Here is a 20,170-nt window from a genome sequence, read left to right on the forward strand (position 1 = left end):
GCAGTACAAGAACCTGGGCCAACGGCGAGCCGGGCAGCGCGCGGGAGATCAGGCGATCTGGCGCGAGGCGAGCTGGCGGAACAGGCCGTCGACGGCCATCAGCTCGTCGTACGTGCCGACCTGGACGACGCGGCCGGCCTCCATCACGACGATGCGGTCGGCGTGAATGATCGTGCTCAGCCGGTGGGCGATCACGATGCGCGTCGCGTTGAGGGCGTGGAGCGAGGCGGAGACGATCGCCTGCGTCCGGTTGTCGAGGGCGCTCGTCGCCTCGTCGAAGAAGATGATCCGCGGGCGCGAGATCAGCGCCCGGGCGATCATCAGGCGCTGCCGCTGGCCACCCGACAGCGTGGTGGCACCCTCGGGCAGCAGCGTGTTCATCCCCATCGGCATCTGCTCGATGTCCTCGCGCATGCCCGCCATGTCGACGGCCTCCCAGGCGTCCTCCACGGTGAACGTGCTCGAGCCGACGATGTTCGACAGCAGGTCGCCGGCGAAGAGCTGGCCGTTCTGCAGCACCACGCCGCACTGCCGGCGCACGGCACCGGCGTCGAGGTCGGCGAGGTCGCGCCCGTCGTAGCGGATCGCGCCCGCCAGCGGGTCCTCGAAGCCGAGCAGGAGGCGCAGCAGCGTCGACTTGCCGCAGCCGCTCGGCCCGACGAGGGCGACGAACTCGCCAGGAGCGGCGGTGAACGAGACGTCCTGCAGGACAGGCGGCTCGTCGGGGTCGTAGCCGAACGTGACGTGGCTCACCTCGATCGCCCCCGACAGCTCGCCGGGATCGAGCTTGCCGCCGTCGACCTCGGGGACCGTCTCGAGGATCGGGCGGAGCTGCTCGAACATCGGCACGATCGCCAGCACGGTGATGCCGGTCCCGGTGAGCTGCAGCGTGGAGCCGAGGAAGAGCACGAAGGCGACGTTGAACGACAGGAACGTCGCCAGCGGGAACTCCCCGTCGCGGAAGACGCCGATGAAGGCGAAGATCAGGCCCGGGGCCAAGATCGCGTACCCGGCGTTGAACACGACGAGGCGGTTCTGCACGGTGCGGGCGGCGAACGACAGCGCCCGCATCGACGCGAACTTGCGGGACCAGAAGGCGTACGCCCGGTCCTCGGCGCCGGCGACGCGGAGCTTGGCCATGCCGGTCATCAGCTGGAACGTCGTCGACGCGACCTCGTTGTTCTCGTCGAGTACGGCCCGTTGCTGGTGCACCTGGCGACGGCCGAAGCCCACCGAGACGGCCGCCCCGACCGCCACCACCAGCGCGGCGACGAGCCCGAGCGTGACGTCGTACCAGAGCATCAGGCCGAGGTTGGCGAGGCCGGTGACGAACGCCAGCGTGGCGCTGACGGCCAGCCCCGACACCGCGTCGCGGATGCCGTTGATGCCGAGCGCCGCCGCCGACAGCTTGCCGATCGAGTAGCGGCGGAAGAACGGCGCCGGCAGCGCCATCAGCCGGTCCCACACGCCCGCTTGGGCGTTGACATCCACCCTGCCCTCGATGCGCAATGCGGCGACGTTCTGCACGAGCGACACCGCGGCGACGGCGACAGCGATCGTGAGCAGCAGGATCGACGCCTGGGCGATGAGATCGGTCTCGGCTCGTGGCACGAGCTCACCGAGGATCGTGCCGGTGAGGATCGGCGTCAGCAGGCTGAGGCCGGCGACGATCACGCTCGCCACCCCGAGCACGACGGCGTCGGCGGCGCTGTTGCGGAACCCGAAGCGCAGCAGCCCGGCCCCGGTGATCGACCGCTCGGGCAGCGGCGGATACACCATCCGCGCCTCGAAGTAGAGCGTCCGCGCCGTGTCCGCGTCGACCGGGGTGACGGTGCCGGCCGTCGGGTCGTCGATCACGTAGCCGCGGTTGCGGCGCACGAGCGCGACCGGGTGCATGCCGTCCTTCAGGAAGGCGATCAGCGGCCCGGCGTCGTGGCGGTACCACCCGCTCTCGAGGCGGACAGTGCGGGTGCGGAACCGCGACGCGCTGGCGACGGCGCTCACCGGGTCGGAGCCGCGGCGGAGATCGGTGGCGCGGGCCGGGACGACCTCGACCCCGAGGACCCGCCCGACGATCGATGCCGCCGCGAACGCCGGATCGGTGTCCACGAGGGCGGCGCGCTCCCGGTCGACGCCGGCCAGGATCTGGCCGAAGTGCTCGTCGGCGCGGCGGACGAGCACGACGTCGCGCGCGCTGCGCTCGGCGATGCGCCGGGCCTCGCTCTCGGCCGCCTCCCGCCGCATCCGGACCGCGCGGCGCAGCGCCTGCTCGGCCGCGCGGGCGACGAGGTGGGGGCCGTCGGGGCGTTGGAGCGCGGCGGCGGTCGTGACGACGGTGACCGCCGTCGCCTCCGGACCGGTGATCCAGTTGGCCTCGATCAGGGCCGTGCCCTCGGCGAATGGCGCGGGCTCGTCCTCGGCGCGATGGACCTCGACCGGCGCCGACGAACCGACCAACCACACGAGTCCGGTGACCGGACGGGCGATCCCGACCCGATCGAGGATCACCTCGCCCGGCCGGAGCGGCACGAAGTTCCGCGGTGCCGAGCTGGTGTCGCCCCAGCACCGCTCGAACAGCGCGGCGACGTACTGCTCGACGCCCTCCGAGGCGAGCGCCGGCTCGGCGGCGACCAGCGCGGCGACCGCTGTCTCGTCGAGCCGGGCGAGCGAAGCCCCCGGCAACGGCCGAGCGATGAAGCGCACCCCGTCGATCGCATCGGCGCCGACGAGCACGGCGCCGGCAGAGCAGCGGGCCATGTGGGTCCACGGCTCGGCGGCCTGTGGATCGACCGGGGCGGCGAACACGTCGACGCTGCCCGACAACACGGCGCACGCGCCGTCCGCCGGCAGCGCCACGATGTCGTGCCCGTCGCGACCCTCGACGTTCATCAGCCGGCCGACAACCGCGGCCAGCTCCGTCCCGGAGCCGCCTGCGGGGCCTGCGGGGTGCTCGACCCGGTCGCTCACGCTCACTCGGCTCCGATCAGCGAGAGATAGGCGCCCTCGACCACCTTGAGCTCGTCGTGGCGGCCCCGCTGCACGACGCGTCCGCGATCGAGCACGATGATCTCGTCGGCGTCGCGGATCGTGCTCAGGCGGTGGGCGATGATCACGCACGTGCACCCTCGCCGGCGAAGGTTGTCGTCGATGCGCCGCTCGGTCTCGGTGTCGAGCGCGCTGGTCGCCTCGTCGAGCACGACGATCCGCGGCTGGGCCGTGAGCGCGCGGGCGATCTCGAGCCGCTGGCGCTGACCGCCGCTGAGGTTGCGGCCACCCTCGGTGATCACCGCGTCGAGGCCACCCGGTCGCCGCATCACGTCGTCGTAGATCATCGCGTCGCGCAGCGCCTCGACCAGCACCTCTTCCGGGATCGTGTCGTCCCACAGGGTGAGGTTGTCGCGGACGGTGCCCTCGAAGAGGAAGATGTCCTGGTCGACCACGGCGAGCGACGCCCCGAGCACGTGTCGCGAGTAGGCCGAGCGCGGCCGCCCGTCGAGCCGGACCTCCCCCGACCACGGTTCGTACAGACCGGAGATCACCTTGGCGAGGGTCGACTTGCCGCTGCCGGACCCGCCGACGAGGGCCACGCGACGCCCGGGGGGCACCACGAGGTCGAAGCCCTCGATCAGTGGCGGGGCGAGTGGGCTGTACCCGAACGTGACGGCTTGGAGCTCGACGTGGCCGGCCAGCTCGCCGGTGGTCACCTCGGGTTCGACCACGAACTGCGAGGCGATGCGGTACCGCTCGACGTCGGCGAGCCGGGTCAGGTCGGCGGTGACGTCTTGCACCTTCTGACCCAGCTCGGTGAGCTGCTGCACGGGGCGCGTGAACGACGCGAGCAGGCCCTGGAAGGCGACGAGGACGCCGATGGTGATCGTCCCGGTCACGACGCGATCGCTGCCGATCCAGAGGATCAACCCCGTGTTGAGGCCGACGAGCAGTGGCGGCACGACGGTCAGCACCTGGGTGGACACGCCCAGGCGTTGCTGGCCGTTGGCGACCTTCGTCTGGAAGCCGGCCCAGCGCCCGAAGAAGTCGTTCTCGGTGCCGGTCGCCTTGAGCGTCTCGATCAGCTGCAGGCCGTTGTAGGTGGTGCCGACCAGGCGGCCGCGGTCCTGGCGGAGGCGGCGGGTGGCATCGACGCGGGACCGGGCGACCCACCGGAGCAGCACGATGTTCGCCACGACGAGGGCGACGCTGATCAGCGTCAGCACGAGGTCGTAGCTGAACATGAACACGGCGTAGAAGACGACGACGATGGCGCTGACCGCGGCCGTCGCCAGGTCGCGCGACAGGAGCTGAGCGACCGTGTCGTTGGCCTGGATGCGGCTCGACACGTCGGCCGGCGACCGTTGCGAGAAGAACTCGACGGGCAGGCGCAGCACGTGGCGCACGAACGCCGCCGAGCTGCGCAGCGCCATGCGCGTCTCGAGCCGGAGCAGGTAGTGCTGCTGCAGCGACGTCAACGCCATCGCGGCGAGCGCGGTGACCGCGATCACGGCGAACAGCGGACCGATCCAGCTGGTGAACCCGGCCGTGAGCACGCGGTCGATGAAGATGCGGCTGAACGCCGGGGCCATCAGGCCGGGGATCACGAGGAGCAGGCTGGCGAGCAGGACGAGCAGCAGTGCCGCGCCCCCGCCGCGCAATCGCCGGCCGAGGCCGTCGAACGCCTTCGTCCGGCTCCCGCCCGGCTTGAAGTCAGGTCCGGGACGGAACGTGAGGGCGACGCCGGTGAAGGAGTTCTCGAACTCCTCGACGTGAACCTTGCGCGGGCCGGTGCCGGGGTCGTTGAGGAACACCGTGTCGCCCTTGAAGCCCTCGACGACCAGGAAGTGGTGGAAGTTCCAGAACACGATGAACGGCGTCTGCAGCTCGGCGAGCGCTGCCGTGTCCATCTGGTAGCCCTTGGCGACCATCCCGTAGCGACGGGCCGCCTTCAGGACGTTCGAGGCCCGCGAGCCGTCGCGGGAGACTCCGCACGAGACCCGCAGCTCCTCGAGCGGCACCCACTTGTCGTGGTGGGCGAGGACGATCGCCAGCGCGGCCGCACCACACTCGACCGCCTCCATCTGCAAGACGGTCGGCGTCCGCACGCGGCGCTTCGCCGGGTGGGCGGGAGTCGCGCCGCCGGTGGTGGCGCTGGAGGTCGTGGGAGCGGTCATCTCCCGAACACGAGGTCGACCGGGCGTTGCTCGCCCTGGATGATCAGCGCGCTCACGTCGACCCCGGGTCCGAGCGGGAACGGTGGGCCGTCGTCGGTCGACCACTTGAGGCCCGAGACCGTGGAGTCGTCAGGGAGCAGATCGACGAGGACCACCACGGGAGGCCCGTCCTCGGTGAAGCGGGCAGCGAGCTGCTCGTCGCCGAGCAGCTCGTACAGCTCGAGCTCGGTGGCGGGGTACGGGTCGACGCTCGTGACGCGACCGCGCAGCACGCCGAACGCGGCCGACGGGGCCGAGGCGACGCTGAGGTCGACGGCCATCCCCGGGGCGAGGCTCTCACCCTTGCCGGACGGGACGAAGACGTGGGCGACCAGCCTCGTGTCGGGCAGGTCGCTGCGCTCGATGAGGTAGAGCGGTGTCCCCTGCTCGACGACGTTGCCACCGTCGATGAAGACGCTGGTGACGGTCCCCGGGTAGACGGCGGTGACCTCGATCGGCTCACCGGAGGCGTCGATCACCGTCGCGACGATGTCGCCGGTCGCCAGCTGTGCGCCGTCGGCGATGCGGACGTCGGTCACCTGCCCCTCGACGGTCGAGTCGATGCGGGACACACCGTTCGGCGTGCTGAGGATGCCGTCCGCCTCGACCTGCACGGGGAGGCTCCCGGTGAACGACCAGGCGATCAGGGCGGCGGCCGCGAGCGCGAGCGTGCCGAGGGCGATCCATCCGCGCCGCTTGGTGACCTTCATCAGCAGGTCGAGGTCGTCGGGCTTCTGCAGCTGGTTGAGCGCCTTCATCCGGAACTGCACCATCGGTCAGCCCTCCCCGTTCCGGGAGTCGAGAGGTGGGGCGTGGTCGCGCGGGCGCCAGTCGTCGTCGGGAAGGTGGGCCGGCCGGCTGCCGATCACCATCTCGCCGACGGTGGCTTCGACGAGCGGATCGATCCCGCTCGCCGCAGCGAAGGCGTCGGAGTTGCCGCCGCCGAGCGCACACACGGCCAGGCCCATCGCCGTGGCCGCGAGGTACGTCGCCTCGTAGAGCACGCCGACGTGCTTGAGCGACAGGGCGTACGCCATCGACTCGTACTTCCACATCGAGCGGTCGAAGCGGGCGGTGACGAGCAGCACCACCTGGGGCATCGTGTCCATGATCGCCGTCCGCTTGGCGTACTCGGCGAGCAGGATGGTGCGGGGGTCGGGTTCGCTCACGAGGCCGAGGGCGTGGCCCTGCGCGTCGTAGTGGTAGAGCCCGGGTGCGAGACCGTCGCAGCGGTTGACGAGTGGGTACAGCTCGAGCTCGTGCAGTGCGCCGCCGCTCGGGAGCTGGCGGGCCGAGAGCTCCTGGTGGCCGTCGTGGAACACGGCCCCGACGCGGCCCACGCGGGCGAGCAGCTCACCGAGGCGGCCGATGTCGATCGGCCGGTCGTCGTCGTGGACCCGCACGGAGCGCCGGCGTCGCATGACGTCGGCCAGCGGCGGGTCGGTCAGGGCCCGGGCGGTGAGGTCGGAACAGGGCAGCTCGATCGCCGGCGCGAAACGCGGCCGGACCGCTGGGGCCGGTTCGCGGCGGCCTTCCCACCGGTAGGTCCCGCCGTAGCCTCCCTCGTTGCGACCGACGCGGCTGCGGGTGTGGAAGAGCAGGTCGGGGAGGGACCACAGCTCGTCCGGTGACCCCGGCTCGGCGTCACCGTCGGCGGCGCGGTCGCCGCCTTCGATCACGAGGACGGCCGCGTCGACGAGCGCCTGCGCGAGGGCGGCGACCGCCGCGGCGTTGGCGCCGGTCACCGATGCGGCCAGCGCATCGACCGTCAGCGCCTCGCTGGCCGCAGCCACGACTGCCGGTCCGACCGGGCCCTGGAAGAGCACCTGAGCCGCGCCGAGCGGCGACTCGGCGAGCAGCCCGCCGTCCCCGCGCCGTAGGAGGGCGAATCGAGACAGGCCCACGCGATCGGTGGGCCGGACACGCCGGGTCGCCACCTTGATCACGTGCCCGAGCGGGATGCTGCGGGCGATCTCGGTGCCGGCGGCGACGACGACGTGCTCTAACCAGCCGCCGGACGTGAGGCGGCGGAGCAGCAGTTCGAGCGCCATCGCACCGCGGTCGCCGCCGCGCTCCATGGCCATGGTGAAGAGCCCGTCGTCGTCCACGGCACCGCGGTCGAGCGCCTCGAGCACGGCGGCCGTCATCGCGTCGGGCGCCCTGAACACGCTGCGCACATGGCCCTCGGCGAGCACCAGCGCACCGTCGGCGCACGACAGCGTGGCGTCGGCGCGGAGGCAGAGGCCGACGCCGTCGAAGCCGGGGGCGGCCAGGGCGGGAGCGGGAGCACGCATGATCGGCACGGACGGTCAGAAGAAGATCGACGTGGGGTTCAGCCCGTCCTCGGCGACGGTGTCGGCCCATCCCATCCGCGTTGGGACGTCGTAGAGCCGGCCCGGCCCGAGCCGGCGCCAGAAGTGCCGCAGTCCCGGGGCCATCACCTTCACCACGGACAGCTCGATGTCTGGTCGGGTCTGGTCGACGACGATCACGTCGTGGCCGGCGGCGCCGATCCGCTCGACGCAGTTGCGCACGTCGCCGGCCAGGTCGTCGGTCGACAGGCCGGCGTACCGTTGCGGGTCGATCGCCGGCGTGGACGGGTCCGGGGTGACGTACGGGGCGTTCTCCACCGTCGCCGTCGTCCACCACTCGATGGCGTCGGGATCGTCCATCCAGTAGTTCGTGGTGCCGTCGGGCGCCACCTCGCAGACGGCCGGCAGGAACTGGTTGAGCTCGGTCAGCGCGCGCATCGCCGCCATGCGCGGGTCGACGTGGGCGCCGAAGCCGATCAAGATGTCCTCGGTCGGGCCCGAGTGGCGCCGGGAGACGCCGGCGAAGGTCGGGATGCCGAGGTCGGTCGTGAGGTCGAGCATCCAGATCGACCGGCCGAGGCGCGCATAGTGGTCCCGCACCGCGTCGACGTACGGCTCCTGCAGGGCGTCGAGATCGACCTCCGGCCGCCGGACCCGCGGGTACCACCACAGCGCGACGCTGTCGCGCTCGACGAGTTCGAGCAGGCCCTGGAGCACCGCCTCCTCGAGGCAGTTGCCCGCGGCGTTGCCGTTGGCGTCACTGGCGCAGAAGAAGTGCTCGGCGATGTCGGGGTGGCCGAAGTAGCAGTACCCCGTCGGCACGGCACGCGGCGCGTCGTCTCGCAGCGACCACGCGGTCGTCCAGTCGATCGGCCGGTTGTGTTCGAAGCGCTCCGGCACCACGTGATAGCCCGAGCTGTTCGCCGCGTTCCACGAGTGGCGCTCGTCGTACTGGCGGTCGGAGAACAGCAGCAGGTCCGCCGGGTGGACGACCGCCTCGCCGGCGGCGAGCAGCTCGTCGTACGACGCCCGGCGGCGCGGCTCGTCACCGCGGAAGACGCCCACGTAGCGCTCGATCGCCTCGCAGATCGCGCCGACCTTGGCTTGCACGTCGGTGCGGCCCTTGCCCCCGCTGCGGCCCCGCAGGTTCTTGCGCAGGAAGTAGGTGCTGTCCTGCATCAGCGCGAAGTTGTGCCCCGAGGCGTAGCTGTAGGCGACACCGTTGTCCTCGATGGTCTGCCGCTTCAGCGTGCTGACCGCTCCGGTGATCGGGCTGACGTGCTTGACCAGTCGCTCGTAGGTGACTTCGGGCCGCTCGACGCGGTGACCACCGTCGTCGGTGAACGACTTCGGCGCCGGCTGCAACACCACCGGCCGATCGTGGGAGGGGAGCGAAGGTGATCCGCACTCGGCGCACTGGGGGCGGCGGACCACGTGATGCACCTCGGCGGTGAACGTGTACGGGTCGAACGTGCGGAGCCCGTCGGCGAGACGTGGCGACGAGCCGGCGACGAGGATCGAGACAACCTCGGTGGCGACCATCGCCGCGGCGGTGGCGATCGTCGACGGCAGAGCAGGAGGCGCGGCGGGTCGGCGCCACGTGGTCGCCGTCTTGCGCTCGAGATACTCGTGCAACTGCCGGTTGCCGGCCAGCCGCTGGGCCAGGCACGCCCAGCACGCCGAGCGGCCGGGCCGGAAGTGTGGCCCGATGTGGACGCGCTCGCCGGCGATGCGGCACAGCAGCCACTCGTGGCGACCGTCGAGCATGCGGCGGTTGATCGCGGCCAGCCCGTCGTCGAGGTAGTCGGCGGCGACGACGACACCGAGCCGCGTCGACGCGTCGGGCGACGCGGCCACGCGCACGCCGACGGCCGAGAGCGCATCGACGACCGGCCCGGCGTCGGCACCGGCGAGGGCGTGCACCACCACCGTCGCCGTCTCCAGCGCGTCGCGCGACGCGGTGGGCGCGACGCCCATCTTGTCCCACCACGCGGTGGCGGACGGGTCGTCGCCCGCGGGGTCCGAGGCGAGGTGTCCGGCCCGCTCGAGACGGCGAACGGCGGCCATCATCGGCGCCAGCGCGAGCGCCGACGACGCGCCGGCGATGATCTCGTCGAGCGGCCGCGTGCCGTCCAGGAGGGGGAGCACGCCGTTCACGGCGCGGCCCTCGACCAGGTATGTGGCGTCCTCGGTGGCGAGGAACACCTTGTCGTCGTCGACCACGGCCACATCGAGATGGGCCTTGACCCGTGGCTGTCCGATCATCGGACGCGATGATTCCGCCGCGCCGCGCGAGGCGCGAGGGGGCGGATCCGGAAACGTCCCTCGCTCCCGCCGGCCGGCGGGAGCGAGGCCCGAGTGGTCATCGACCGATCAGGTGCAGGTGCAGCAGGGCGAGCAGCAGCAGCAGTAGGTGTCGCCACCGGCGACCGACTCGAGCTGCTCGTCCGACAGCTCCTCCGTCTCGACCTGCGGGACCTCGGGCACGAACAGCTGGACCGACCCGCTCTGCTTGCCGGCATCCCACAGCTCGACCTGCTCGTCGAGGCTGCCCTCGCCGCGGACCTCGGTGACGATGCTGACCGTGGCGTCGCCGGCATCGAGTCCGTACTCAGCCAAAGTATCCTTCGGGTCCGACTTGAGGCGCTTCATAAAGTCCTCATCGGACCATGCGCTCGTGAGTACTTTCGTGTAACCGCGCACAAATTGTGCCCGTTCAGCCGTATCCATCTGAATCCCTCCCCGACGGTTGTTTGGAGCATAGCCAATATGGCATACCGCCAGGTAGAGGTCAAGCCGAAGCGGTTCCCGGCGCGGGGATTTTCTCCGCGACGCGGGCAAAGGCCTTGCGGGTCGCCGGTTTGACCGAGGCGAGATAACCCCGCTTGTCCTTGCCGTAACACCACACGAGATGGTCGAGCCACGACGCGACGTTGGTCAGCGGCTTGCTCGTGCGATCGACCGACAACATCGTCCAGCGCTCCTCGACGACGGGGCGCTCGCCGCGCAGCACCGAGCGGTACGCGCCGTCGACGTCGTGCGTGGTGAGCACGACACGGTCGGTGGGCGGCGCAGGCTGCCGGAGGATCGCCGCATTGAGATCGAACAGCTCGCCGACGAAGAGCGGCGACTCGTCGATACCGCGAGCGGTGAGCACGCTCGTGACGAGACGCTCGGCCTCACGGTAGAACTCACCGAGCGTGCCGTCGAGCACCAGCCCGATGAGGGTGAACTGGTCCATCGGCCACCAGATGTTCCCGGCATCGCGACGGCTCAGGTATTCGATTCCGCCGCCTTGGATCGCGCTCGCATGATCGACCATCGCAGCGACCGCGGCGGCCACCGTCGGCGCCGACCGCGGATCGGCATCGATCAACCGGTCGACGAACTCGCGCAAGGGGATGTCGTGGCGCGCCGACAGGACCGCCAGCGGCACCTGGAGCACCCGGTCGAAGTAGACGAGGTCGGTGAGCCACGCGAAGACCTTCGCTCGCCGCCACGCCTCGGGGGCCATCGCGTCGGTGGCGACGACGATCGGCAGCCACTCGGGGATCTCGTCGATCTCGTCGACGGAGTGATGGACGTTCAACATCTGTTGGCGGACCGTCTGCATCCCGAATCGGCGCTGATACTCCGGGTCGCCCATCTCGGCGTTGGGCAGGACCGAGCAGTTGTGGAACTGCACGTGGTTGTGCTGACCCGTCGCCACGACGTGGGAGACGCCGTCGGCGAATTGGTCGTAGGACTCGCCCGGTAGCCCGAGGATGAGGTCGGTGTAGGTGTAGACACCGTCGGCCGCGAACCGGCGCTGGAGATCCTCGAACGCGCCCGACGAGATGTTGCGTCGCTTGATGTTGGTGAGCGTCTCGCGGTTGGCCGATTGGAGCGAGATCGTCACGCCGAGCGTGTTCAGCGATCCGGCGATGAGGGTTTGCACCTGATAGGCGCGCTCCCTGGCGTTCTTCGTGTTCTGCACCGACAGCGAGAACGGGAAGCCGGTCCGCTGGCGCTGCTCCACCAGCGCCTGGGCGATGTCGAGATCGCGCGGGAGCATCCCGAAGTTGGCGTCGCAGCAGAAGACGAAGCCCACCCGATGGTCCCCCATCCAGTCGATCTCGCCCATCAGCCGGTCCATCCCGAAGCGGTACACCGATGACGCAGTGGCCGAGCCCCAGTCACAGAACGTGCACGAGAACGGGCAGCCGCGGTTGGTCTCCCACGTCATGATCCACCCCGTCGTGGGGTGCTCGGCCATCACCTTGTCGAACACGCCGTCGAGGTAGGGCGACGGCAGCGTATCGAGGTCGCCGACGCGGTCGCGCTTGGCTGTCGACACGACGGCGCCGGTGGCGTCGAGGAAACTGACGGACGAGACCCGGCCCCAGTCACGGTCGGCCGACGCGTCGAGGATCTCGGTGAACGTGCGCTCGCCCTCGCCGTGGCAGACGACGTCGACGTCGGGATTCTCGCGCAGGAACGGTTCGACGCGGTCGGGTACGTGCGGTCCGCCGCACACGATGATCGTGTCCGGCTCGACGGCACGCAGCTCGCGCACGATCGCCAGCGACAGCTCGGCGTTCCACACGTAGAGCGAGAAGGCGACGAGGTCGAACCCGCGCAGCCGCTCGACGGCCTCGGCGACCGGCATCCGCTTGAAGATCGGCATGGCGAACTCGTGACGCTCGCGGGCGTGCTGCTCGGCGTGGGCCTGGAGCATGCCGACGGAGTACGGCAGCATGGCGAACTCGATCGGTGCGCCATCGGAGCCCGGCGCGGCCGACCACATCGTCATGGAGATCTGTACGAGGCCCACCTTCACGAGCGCGACAGTACGCCATCGCGCAAGGACAGCGATGCTGCACCGCGTCGCCAGGCGCGACGAGACCGACCGGGAGTCGCCCGGACGTTCCGGCACTGCGGATGCGTCCCGCGCGACACTGACGTCGTGCTCGTCGTTCGAGGAACAAAGAAGCTGCGCGACCGCATCAAGACGTCCGGGGTGGCGACCGACGTTGCGTCGACAACGGTGCTCGGGGACTGGTTCGCCACGGCGTTGTTCTGGAGGCCGCAGGTCGCCTTGCTGGTGAACCAGCGCACGTTCGTGCCGGTGTTCGTACCACTCGCTCCGGCTGCGACACTGCTCGACCGAGTCCCCGCGGCGATCGCCGCGGTGCTACAGCGGCTCGGAGCCGCCGAATCCTTCATCGGCGCCGAGCTCGACGCCATGCGCGAGACGCGGATCGCACCGACGAACGACCGCAGCGTGGTGGGCGTGATGAACGAGTTCGCGTTCCACGGCGAGCTCCGGTGGCACGACGGCATCGGCTCGCTCGAGGATCTCGCCGTCGACCTGGCCGGCATGCCGCTCGGTCCGCTCCGCAACAGGAGCGGTTTCCCCGACCGCGAGCTCGCCGTCGTCCTCGGGATCGAAGACTCTGCCGGCCGGCAACTCCTGCGGGTGGTTGGTCCCGCATCGACCCCCGCGACAGCGACGTCGCGAGTGTTCCAGCTGAAGGTGACGCTCAAGGGCACCAAGCCACCGATCTGGCGGCGCGTGCTCGTCGAGTCGTCAGCGACGCTCGATCAGTTGCACGAGGTGATCCAGGCCGCCTTCGGTTGGTGGAACTACCACCTCTACGAGTTCGAGGTCGGCCGCTCCCGGTACGGCGTCCCCGACCCCGACGGCTTCGACGTCGGACCACCCACCCGTGACGCCCACGAGACACGGCTCGACCAGGTGGGCGGCGTCGGCTCGTCGATTGCCTACACCTACGACTTCGGCGACAACTGGGAGCACACGATCATCGTCGAGAAGGTCCTCGACACGTCACCCGTCGTCTCACTGCCGGCCTGTACCGGCGGCCGCCGCGCCGGCCCACCCGAGGACTGCGGTGGCGTGTGGGGCTACGAAGCCCTGCTCGCGGTCCTCGCCGATCCGTCGCATCCCCTGCATGCCGAGCGGGCCGAGTGGGCGAGCGCGTGGGGAGGCGCCGGCCTCGATCCCGATGCCTTCGATCCGAGCGACTTCGCCGACAACCTCCAGTCACTCCAGCTCGCGCGCTTCGACGACTGATCTCTCGTCGAAGAGGGCACGGATGGTCGCGACGTGCTCCGCGGAGAGACGTGGGTCGGTGACCGCCGAGACGTTCGCGGCGATGTGAGCCGGGGTCATCATCGACGGGACCGCCACGCTGACACCGGTGTCGGTGAGTGCCATGCCGAGCACGACCTCGGCGAGCGTCCGGTCGTCGGGCTCGGTGAGCAGCGTCTGCACATCGGCCGGTAGATGCGGGGCCAGCGTCTTCAGCACCGAGCGCGTCCGGGCAAGGCCGTCCACTCCACCGAACAGGTGGTTGGCGATGAACAGGCGGTCCGACGATCGCGCCACCCGGAGAGCCTGCTGGTTGAAGGGATTCACGTTGGTCTGGACGACCTGCATCCGCTGAAACGTCTCATCGTCGTGGTCGATGAGGTCGGCGGGGCCGGAGAATCCCGTCGCCCGCACCAGGCCGTCGTCGACCAAGGCCGCCAACTCTGCCCTCAACGCGTCGTCCTCGATGGCTTCGGGGGTAGGCCCGTGCAGCAGCAAGACGTCGATGTAGTCCGCGCGCAGCGCCCTCAAGCTGGCCTCGACGGACGGCCGCACGAGCGACGCCGCGAAGGCAGGGGGTGAGTGTGAGGCAGCAACCCGCCGAACCGCCGAACGGGCCCGAGGAACCAGCCTCAACAGCGCGCGCACTGCCGGCTTGAAGGCGGTCAGCCGGTGCGCGGCGGGTCGCGGTGCCTGACCGAACTTGGTGACCACCAACGCTTGCTCCCGCCGGCCGGACAGAAAAGTCCCCAGCAGCGCCTCGGCCTCGCCGAAACCGTAGGACGGCGCGACGTCGAACACGGTCACCCCGTGATCCCACGCCTGCCCCATCGCTCGCAACGAGTCCGCTCGGCCGACCCGCCCGAGCATCGACCCGCAGCCGAACCCCAGCACCGATCCGGTCAACCCCGCCCACGTGAAGTACCGCATCTGAACCCCCACGGTTCGTCCCGCCAACCGAACATTCGCAGCACCGGAATACCCCAACACCCGCGTGCTCAGACCGTAACTCACCCGCCACGTCAGAAGGGGCGGGCGGGGGCGGGCGGGTCGGGGCGGCGGGTGAGTCCGGCCGCGATCCACTCGGCAGGTATGTCCTTGGCGCGACGCGTCATTGCTGTGAAGATTGTCGGACCGGACAAAGGAGGGCGCATGGCCACGGTCTCACGCGCGGACGGGACGACGCTGCACTATGAAGTCGTCGGCGACGGGAATGCTCTTGTCCTGGTCCATGGCTCGTGGGGCGACTCGACGGGGTGGGCCTTCGTCGTTCCGGGTCTGGCTGAGTCCTTTCGTGTGGTGACGTACGATCGGTGCGGACACGGGGCAAGCGGCGGACCGCCGGCCGACGGCACGGTTCACGACGACGTTGCTGATCTGGCGGCGTTGATCGAACACCTCGATCTCGGGCCGGCGCACGTGTGCGGCAACTCGTACGGCACGAACATCGCCCTGCGCCTCGCGATCGAGCGGCCCGAGCTCGTTCGGCGGCTCGCCGGGCACGAGCCTCCCCTGCTCGGTCTCCTCCGGGGTCGAGCCGAGCACGCTGCCGCGCACGATGAGGCGCGCGCATCGTTGGACGCGGTCCGCCAGCACCTTGAAGCGGGCGACAACGCTCGTGGGGCGGAGCTGTTCGTCGAAGACGTGGCGATCGGCAAAGGAATGTGGGCCCTCCTCCCGACGGAGATGCACGACGTGTTCACGGCCAACGGACCGACGTTCCTTGGTGAGCTCCGTGATCCCGATGCGCTCACGATCGATCTCGACGCTCTGGTCGCCATCCCCATGCCGCTGTTGCTGACCGACGGGGACGCCAGCCCGCCGATGTTCGCTCCGATCATGGCTTGCCTCACGGCGTCGCTGCCCGGCGCCCGGCGCCACACTTTCGCGGGCGCCGGCCACGTGCCCCAGCTGACGCACCCCGACGAGTACGTCTCGACCATCACAGACTTCCTCACGGCCTGATCTCAGATCGAGCGCCGCGCGGTGGTGGGACTGCGCGAAGAGTCCGGCCCGCGCCAACTACGCGGATCGCGGGATTCGCACGCGGGCGCTCGGCACGAGGATTCGGATGGTGGCGTCATCGGGACGCCCGACCGAAAGGATCGATTCGTGACCGAGACGCAACCCGACACCATCGTGCTGATCCATGGCTTCTGGGTGACCCCTCGAAGCTGGGAGGGCTGGATCGGACACTACGAGCAGAAGGGCTACCGCGTCCTGGCCCCGGCCTACCCGGGCTTCGAGGTGGAGGTCGACGCTCTCAACGCCGATCCCACGCCGATCGAACAGGTCACGATCCCGGCGATCGTGGAGAAGATCGAAGGCATCATCGACCCCCTCGACTCGCCACCGATCATCATCGGTCACTCGGCTGGTGGCGCGATCACGCAGATCCTGCTCGACCGCGGGCGTGGAGCGGTCGGCGTGGCCATGAACTCGGCGCCGACCGAAGGCGTGAAGGTCGCACCCTTGTCGCAGCTCAAGTCGACGTTCCCCGTGTTCAAGAATCCGGCCAACCGCCACCGCGCCGTCGGGCTCAGCTTCGAGCAATGGCGGTACGCGTTCACCAACACGTTCGAAGAAGATGAGGCTCGCCGTCTGTACGAGCGCTACCACATCCCGGCCCCGGGCGGCATCGTGTGGGGTGGCGTGCTCGCCAACCTCACGCCCGGCCACCAGGACGTGTGGGTCGACTACAAGAACGACGCCCGCCCGCCGCTCCTGTTCGTCTCGGGTTCCGAGGACCACATCATGCCGCCCAAGGTCCAGCGCTCGAACGCCCGCCACTACAAGTCGGACACGATCACCGAGATCCGCGAATACGAGGGGTACGCCCACCTGCTGCCGGCCCAGGACGGTTGGCAGGAGATTGCCGACGACGTGCTCGACTGGGCGGTCCAGCACGTCGGGTCGTCCGCAGCCGCATGAGCGACCTGGCCCTGACCCACATCGGTGGGCCGACGCTCCTCATCGAGGTCGCCGGGTGGCGCATCCTCACCGATCCCACCTTCGATCCGCCAGGACACCGCTACCACTTCGGGTGGGGCACGGCGTCGACCAAGACGACCGGACCGGCCGCTACAACGGCCGACATCGGACCGGTCGACGCCGTGCTGCTCACCCACGATCATCACGCCGACAACCTCGACCGGACCGGCCGCGACGTGCTGCGCCAGGCCGACATCGTGCTGACCACGACGTCCGGTGCCCGGCGGCTCGGCGGTTCGGCGCGGGGCCTCGCCAACTGGGAGACGACCACGTTGTCCCGAGCGGGTCGTCCGTCGCTCGGCGTGACGGCGACCCCGTGCCGGCACGGTCCTCCCCTCAGCCGGCCGATCGTGGGCGACGTCGTGGGGTTCGCGATCACGAGCGCAGCACAGCCCGACGGCGCGTTGTGGATCTCCGGCGACACGGTGCTGTTCGACGGCTTGGAAGAGGTCGTGGAACGAGTGCGGGTCGACGTCGCCGTGCTGCATCTCGGTGGTGTCCGGTTCCCGATCTCGGGGCCACTGCGCTACACGATGACCGCCGACGACGGGCTCGAGCTGTGCCGACGACTGCAACCTCGCCTCGCGGTCCCCGTCCACTACGAGGGATGGTCCCACTTCAAGGACCCAGCGACGGCGCTGCACACGCCGGGCGGGGCACCCGACTCGTTCGACTACACCGTCCTGCCGATCGGCGAGCGAACGTCGATCGGCCGTCTTGGCACGGAGCCCTCCGCCGGCGGCGGCTGACGGCAACCGCCATCTCCGGCGCCATCCTGCGAATCGAGCGGCCTCGGAGCAGCAGCAGTAACGTCCGGCCATGCAACTGCTCGGCCGGGCGAGCGAACGAGAGCGCCTCCGAGCAGTGCTCGACGACGCGCGCGCTGGTCGCGGCAACGCGCTGGTGGTCCGGGGCGAGGCGGGCATGGGCAAGACCGCCCTCCTGGCCGACGCGATCGCGTCCCAGTCCGAATTCACCGTCACTCGCCTCGATGGGATCGAGTCCGAGATGGAGCTCCCGTATGCCGGGCTCCACCGGCTGTTGTTGCCGTTCATTAACGTCGTCGACGAGCTGCCGCAACGCCAGCGCGACGCCGTGCACTCGGCGTTCGGGACCGGCGATGCCCCGGAGGCACCCGATCGGTTCGCAGTCGGCTTGGCCACGCTTTCGATCCTGGATCGCGCCGCCACGAGGTCCCCGTTGCTCTGCGTTGTCGACGACGTCCAGTGGGTGGATCGAGACTCGCTCGATGCGCTCGCCCTCGCCGGCCGCCGCCTCGGCGCAGAGCGGGTCGCGATGCTGTTCTCCGGGCGGGAGGACGTGCAGTGCGCGTCGCTTGACGGCCTCCCGGTGCTCCACGTCGACGGTCTCGCTGCCGACGATGCGGTCTCGCTGGTGCGGCACGCCGTCGACGGTGGGCTGCCCGATCACGTCGCCGCCAACGTCGTCCGCGCGACCGGCGGTACACCGCTGGCGATCATCGAGCTCGGGCGGGCGTTCAGTGCCGACCAGCTGTCGTGGCGCACCATGCTGCCCGAACCACTCCCGATCGGCCCGCACCTAGAGGCCCACTTCCTACGCGCCGTCGCCCACCTCCCCGAACGCACGCAGACCTATCTGCTGCTCGTCGCCGCCGAACCCTCCGACGACTCCGGCGTCGTGAGCAACGCCGCCGCGGCGCTCGGCGTCAGCGGCGCTGACGCTGACGCCGCGGTCGACTGCGGTCTGCTGACCCAGGCCACACCGCCGCTCTTCCGCCATCCCCTGATCCGCTCGGCGGTCTACCGCGGCGCCAGCGCAGCCGAACGGCGGCGCGTGCACACATCGCTCGCCGAGGCCACGGTGCTCGAGATCGACGCCGACCGGCGGGCGTGGCACCTCGCCGCCGCCGCCGAGGGGGTCGACGAGTCAATCGCCTGCGATCTCGAGTCGAGTGCCACGCGCGCCCGAGCACGCGGCGGTCACGCGGCAGCCGGGATCTTCTTGAGCCGCGCGGCCGAGCTCACCCCCGATCGGGAGCGACGGGCAGAGCGAGTGCTCGCGGCAGCGACCAGCCACCTCGCCGGCGGCCAGCCCGCACGAGCCAGGGCGCTGCTGGCCGGCGCAGACCTTCGATTCCAGAACCCCGTGCATCGCGCCCAGGCCACGCGCCTCGAAGGGGCGATCGACTACGCCTCTGGTGACATGCCCCGAGCGATCGACTCGCTCATGCGGGCTGCCCGGACGTTCGCCGAGTTCGACGTCCCATTGGCTCGCAGGACGCTTCTGCAGGCCACGGCCGCAGCCCGGTTCGCCGGCGTGTTCGCGCCGGTCGGTGGCCGTCCCGAGGACATCGCCCAGGCCGCACGGCAGCTGCGCCGACGCGCTGGAGACAGTACCGCGGCGCCCGACCTGCTGCTCGAGGCCTACGAGTCGCTTCACCTGGACGGCCACGCGACAGCACTGCCCGTCCTGCGTCGAGCGCTCCGGGCGGTCGCCGCGGTGGACTCGAACAGCGAAGAGTCCCTCCTCTGGCTCGAGGTCGGGGCGTGGGTCGCCAGCACGATCGCCGACGAGGAAGCGTTGTACACGCTGTCCAAACGCTTGGTCGACGCCGCCCGCGAGCAGGGCGCACTGGTGCATCTGGCTCACGGACTCCTGTACCGGGCGATGTCGAGCTTTCTCGGCGGCGCCCTGCGGGCGGCGCGGATCGACTTCAGTGAACGGAGCGAGCTCCTCGCCGCGCTCGGTGTGCGCGCCGATGTCGGAACGATGATCCTCGCCGCTTGGGCCGGCGAGGCCGACGAGACCCTCGCCCGAATCGCCGACGTGGAGCGCTACGCCATCGAGCACGAGCTCGGATGGATGTTCGTGTTCACCGAGTACGCCCGCGCCATCCTCGGCATCAGCTTCGGCAACTACGAGGCCGCGCTGGCGGGTGCGTCGACCCGCTACAACGACGACTCCTTCCTCGTGGTCATCGCCTACCCCAACATCGTCGAAGCGCTCGCGAGGGCGGGCCGTATCGCCGAGGCCCAAGAGGCGCGCGACGTGTTTGCCGAGCGCGTCGCTGCGATCGGGGGCACGATCGGTCTCGGCCTCCTCGCCCGCCTTGACGGTCTGCTCGACGACGCCCGCGGCGAGCAGCACTTCCGCAGCGCGATTGCGCTCCTCGAGTCGAGCCGCGCCGAACTGCAGCTCGCCCGAACGAACCTGCTGTACGGCGAGTGGCTACGCCGTCGGAAGCGGCTCACCGAGGCTCGTGCACATCTGCGCACGGCGCACGAGGCGTTCACTCAGCGCGGCCTCGCCGGCTTCGCGACTCGCACGCGCATCGAGCTCGAAGCCGCGGGGGAGGTTGTCGGCCCGGCCGACAACGGACCGGCCGTCGATCTCACCTCGCAGGAAGCACAGGTCGCCCGCCTCGCCGCAGACGGGCTGACAAACCAGGAGATCGCCAGCAAGCTGTTCCTCAGCGCGAGCACCGTCGACTACCACCTCCGCAAGGTGTTCCGGAAGCTCGGCATCACCACCAGGCGGAGGTTGCGCGAAGTGCTCGCCTGAGGTTCGCACGCCCTGAATCAGCCGGTCCG

General features: G+C 70.3%; 13 protein-coding genes. 5 read left to right on the forward strand and 8 right to left on the reverse strand.

Features of this window, described 5'->3' with window-relative positions; translation table 11 throughout:
* Nucleotides 1-48: 48 nt before the first annotated feature.
* From DN771_RS14550 to DN771_RS14580, 7 genes are all read right to left on the reverse strand, one after another.
* A complete protein-coding gene (locus tag DN771_RS14550) occupies nucleotides 49-2,967 on the reverse strand; it encodes an NHLP bacteriocin export ABC transporter permease/ATPase subunit (protein WP_116998269.1) in 2,919 nt (972 codons plus the stop codon).
* 2 nt (nucleotides 2,968-2,969) lie between these two features.
* Nucleotides 2,970-5,165, reverse strand: coding sequence for an NHLP family bacteriocin export ABC transporter peptidase/permease/ATPase subunit (locus tag DN771_RS14555; RefSeq protein WP_116998270.1), 2,196 nt, complete (start codon nucleotides 5,163-5,165; stop codon nucleotides 2,970-2,972).
* Nucleotides 5,162-5,977 (reverse strand): HlyD family efflux transporter periplasmic adaptor subunit, encoded by an 816-nt coding sequence (locus DN771_RS14560; protein ID WP_116998271.1) that lies wholly within the window; start codon nucleotides 5,975-5,977, stop codon nucleotides 5,162-5,164. The genes DN771_RS14555 and DN771_RS14560 overlap by 4 nt, the downstream gene beginning before the upstream one ends.
* A 3-nt stretch (nucleotides 5,978-5,980) precedes the next feature.
* Complete coding sequence (locus tag DN771_RS14565; protein ID WP_162941961.1) at nucleotides 5,981-7,498, reverse strand: SagB family peptide dehydrogenase; 1,518 nt, start codon at nucleotides 7,496-7,498, stop codon at nucleotides 5,981-5,983.
* Between the two features lie 15 nt (nucleotides 7,499-7,513).
* Nucleotides 7,514-9,781, reverse strand: coding sequence for a TOMM precursor leader peptide-binding protein (locus tag DN771_RS14570; protein ID WP_116998273.1), 2,268 nt, complete (start codon nucleotides 9,779-9,781; stop codon nucleotides 7,514-7,516).
* Nucleotides 9,782-9,889: 108 nt separating this feature from the next.
* On the reverse strand, nucleotides 9,890-10,168 hold the full coding sequence (locus DN771_RS14575; protein ID WP_205528596.1) for a hypothetical protein: 279 nt from the start codon (nucleotides 10,166-10,168) through the stop codon (nucleotides 9,890-9,892).
* Nucleotides 10,169-10,307: 139 nt separating this feature from the next.
* Complete coding sequence (locus DN771_RS14580; RefSeq protein WP_116998275.1) at nucleotides 10,308-12,335, reverse strand: B12-binding domain-containing radical SAM protein; 2,028 nt, start codon at nucleotides 12,333-12,335, stop codon at nucleotides 10,308-10,310.
* Between the two features lie 126 nt (nucleotides 12,336-12,461).
* On the opposite strand from DN771_RS14580, the gene DN771_RS30070 reads away from it, so the two are divergent.
* Nucleotides 12,462-13,589, forward strand: coding sequence for a plasmid pRiA4b ORF-3 family protein (locus tag DN771_RS30070; protein ID WP_205528597.1), 1,128 nt, complete (start codon nucleotides 12,462-12,464; stop codon nucleotides 13,587-13,589).
* On the opposite strand, the gene DN771_RS14590 is transcribed toward DN771_RS30070, so the two are convergent.
* The gene (locus DN771_RS14590; protein ID WP_116998276.1) at nucleotides 13,560-14,537 is read right to left on the reverse strand and encodes an aldo/keto reductase; all 978 of its coding nucleotides are present in this window, start codon (nucleotides 14,535-14,537) and stop codon (nucleotides 13,560-13,562) included. The two genes, DN771_RS30070 and DN771_RS14590, sit on opposite strands and share 30 nt — an antisense overlap.
* Nucleotides 14,538-14,759: 222 nt before the next feature.
* On the opposite strand from DN771_RS14590, the gene DN771_RS14595 reads away from it, so the two are divergent.
* The 4 genes from DN771_RS14595 to DN771_RS14610 all read left to right on the forward strand — a co-directional run bounded on the left by DN771_RS14595 (nucleotide 14,760) and on the right by DN771_RS14610 (nucleotide 20,141).
* On the forward strand, nucleotides 14,760-15,572 hold the full coding sequence (locus DN771_RS14595) for an alpha/beta fold hydrolase (protein WP_116998277.1): 813 nt from the start codon (nucleotides 14,760-14,762) through the stop codon (nucleotides 15,570-15,572).
* 147 nt (nucleotides 15,573-15,719) lie between these two features.
* Complete coding sequence (locus DN771_RS14600; RefSeq protein ID WP_116998278.1) at nucleotides 15,720-16,538, forward strand: alpha/beta hydrolase; 819 nt, start codon at nucleotides 15,720-15,722, stop codon at nucleotides 16,536-16,538.
* Nucleotides 16,535-17,347 (forward strand): MBL fold metallo-hydrolase, encoded by an 813-nt coding sequence (locus DN771_RS14605; RefSeq protein ID WP_116998279.1) that lies wholly within the window; start codon nucleotides 16,535-16,537, stop codon nucleotides 17,345-17,347. The genes DN771_RS14600 and DN771_RS14605 overlap by 4 nt, the downstream gene beginning before the upstream one ends.
* A gap of 70 nt (nucleotides 17,348-17,417) precedes the next feature.
* Nucleotides 17,418-20,141, forward strand: coding sequence for a helix-turn-helix transcriptional regulator (locus DN771_RS14610; protein WP_116998280.1), 2,724 nt, complete (start codon nucleotides 17,418-17,420; stop codon nucleotides 20,139-20,141).
* The last annotated feature ends 29 nt before the right edge of the window (nucleotides 20,142-20,170 follow it).

This window comes from Desertimonas flava, assembly GCF_003426815.1.
In the GTDB taxonomy this organism is placed as follows: domain Bacteria; phylum Actinomycetota; class Acidimicrobiia; order Acidimicrobiales; family Ilumatobacteraceae; genus Desertimonas; species Desertimonas flava.

Bases quoted from the DNA above. Each gene is read 5' to 3' on its own strand.
- DN771_RS14555 (WP_116998270.1), bottom strand. From the start codon at position 5,165: ATGACCGCTCCCACGACCTCCAGCGCCACCACCGGCGGCGCGACTCCC.
- DN771_RS14560 (WP_116998271.1), bottom strand. From the start codon at position 5,977: ATGGTGCAGTTCCGGATGAAGGCGCTCAACCAGCTGCAGAAGCCCGAC.
- DN771_RS14565 (WP_162941961.1), bottom strand. From the start codon at position 7,498: ATGCGTGCTCCCGCTCCCGCCCTGGCCGCCCCCGGCTTCGACGGCGTC.
- DN771_RS14570 (WP_116998273.1), bottom strand. From the start codon at position 9,781: ATGATCGGACAGCCACGGGTCAAGGCCCATCTCGATGTGGCCGTGGTC.
- DN771_RS14575 (WP_205528596.1), bottom strand. From the start codon at position 10,168: ATGAAGCGCCTCAAGTCGGACCCGAAGGATACTTTGGCTGAGTACGGA.
- DN771_RS14590 (WP_116998276.1), bottom strand. From the start codon at position 14,537: ATGCGGTACTTCACGTGGGCGGGGTTGACCGGATCGGTGCTGGGGTTC.
- DN771_RS14595 (WP_116998277.1), top strand. From the start codon at position 14,760: ATGGCCACGGTCTCACGCGCGGACGGGACGACGCTGCACTATGAAGTC.
- DN771_RS14605 (WP_116998279.1), top strand. From the start codon at position 16,535: ATGAGCGACCTGGCCCTGACCCACATCGGTGGGCCGACGCTCCTCATC.
- DN771_RS14610 (WP_116998280.1), top strand. From the start codon at position 17,418: ATGCAACTGCTCGGCCGGGCGAGCGAACGAGAGCGCCTCCGAGCAGTG.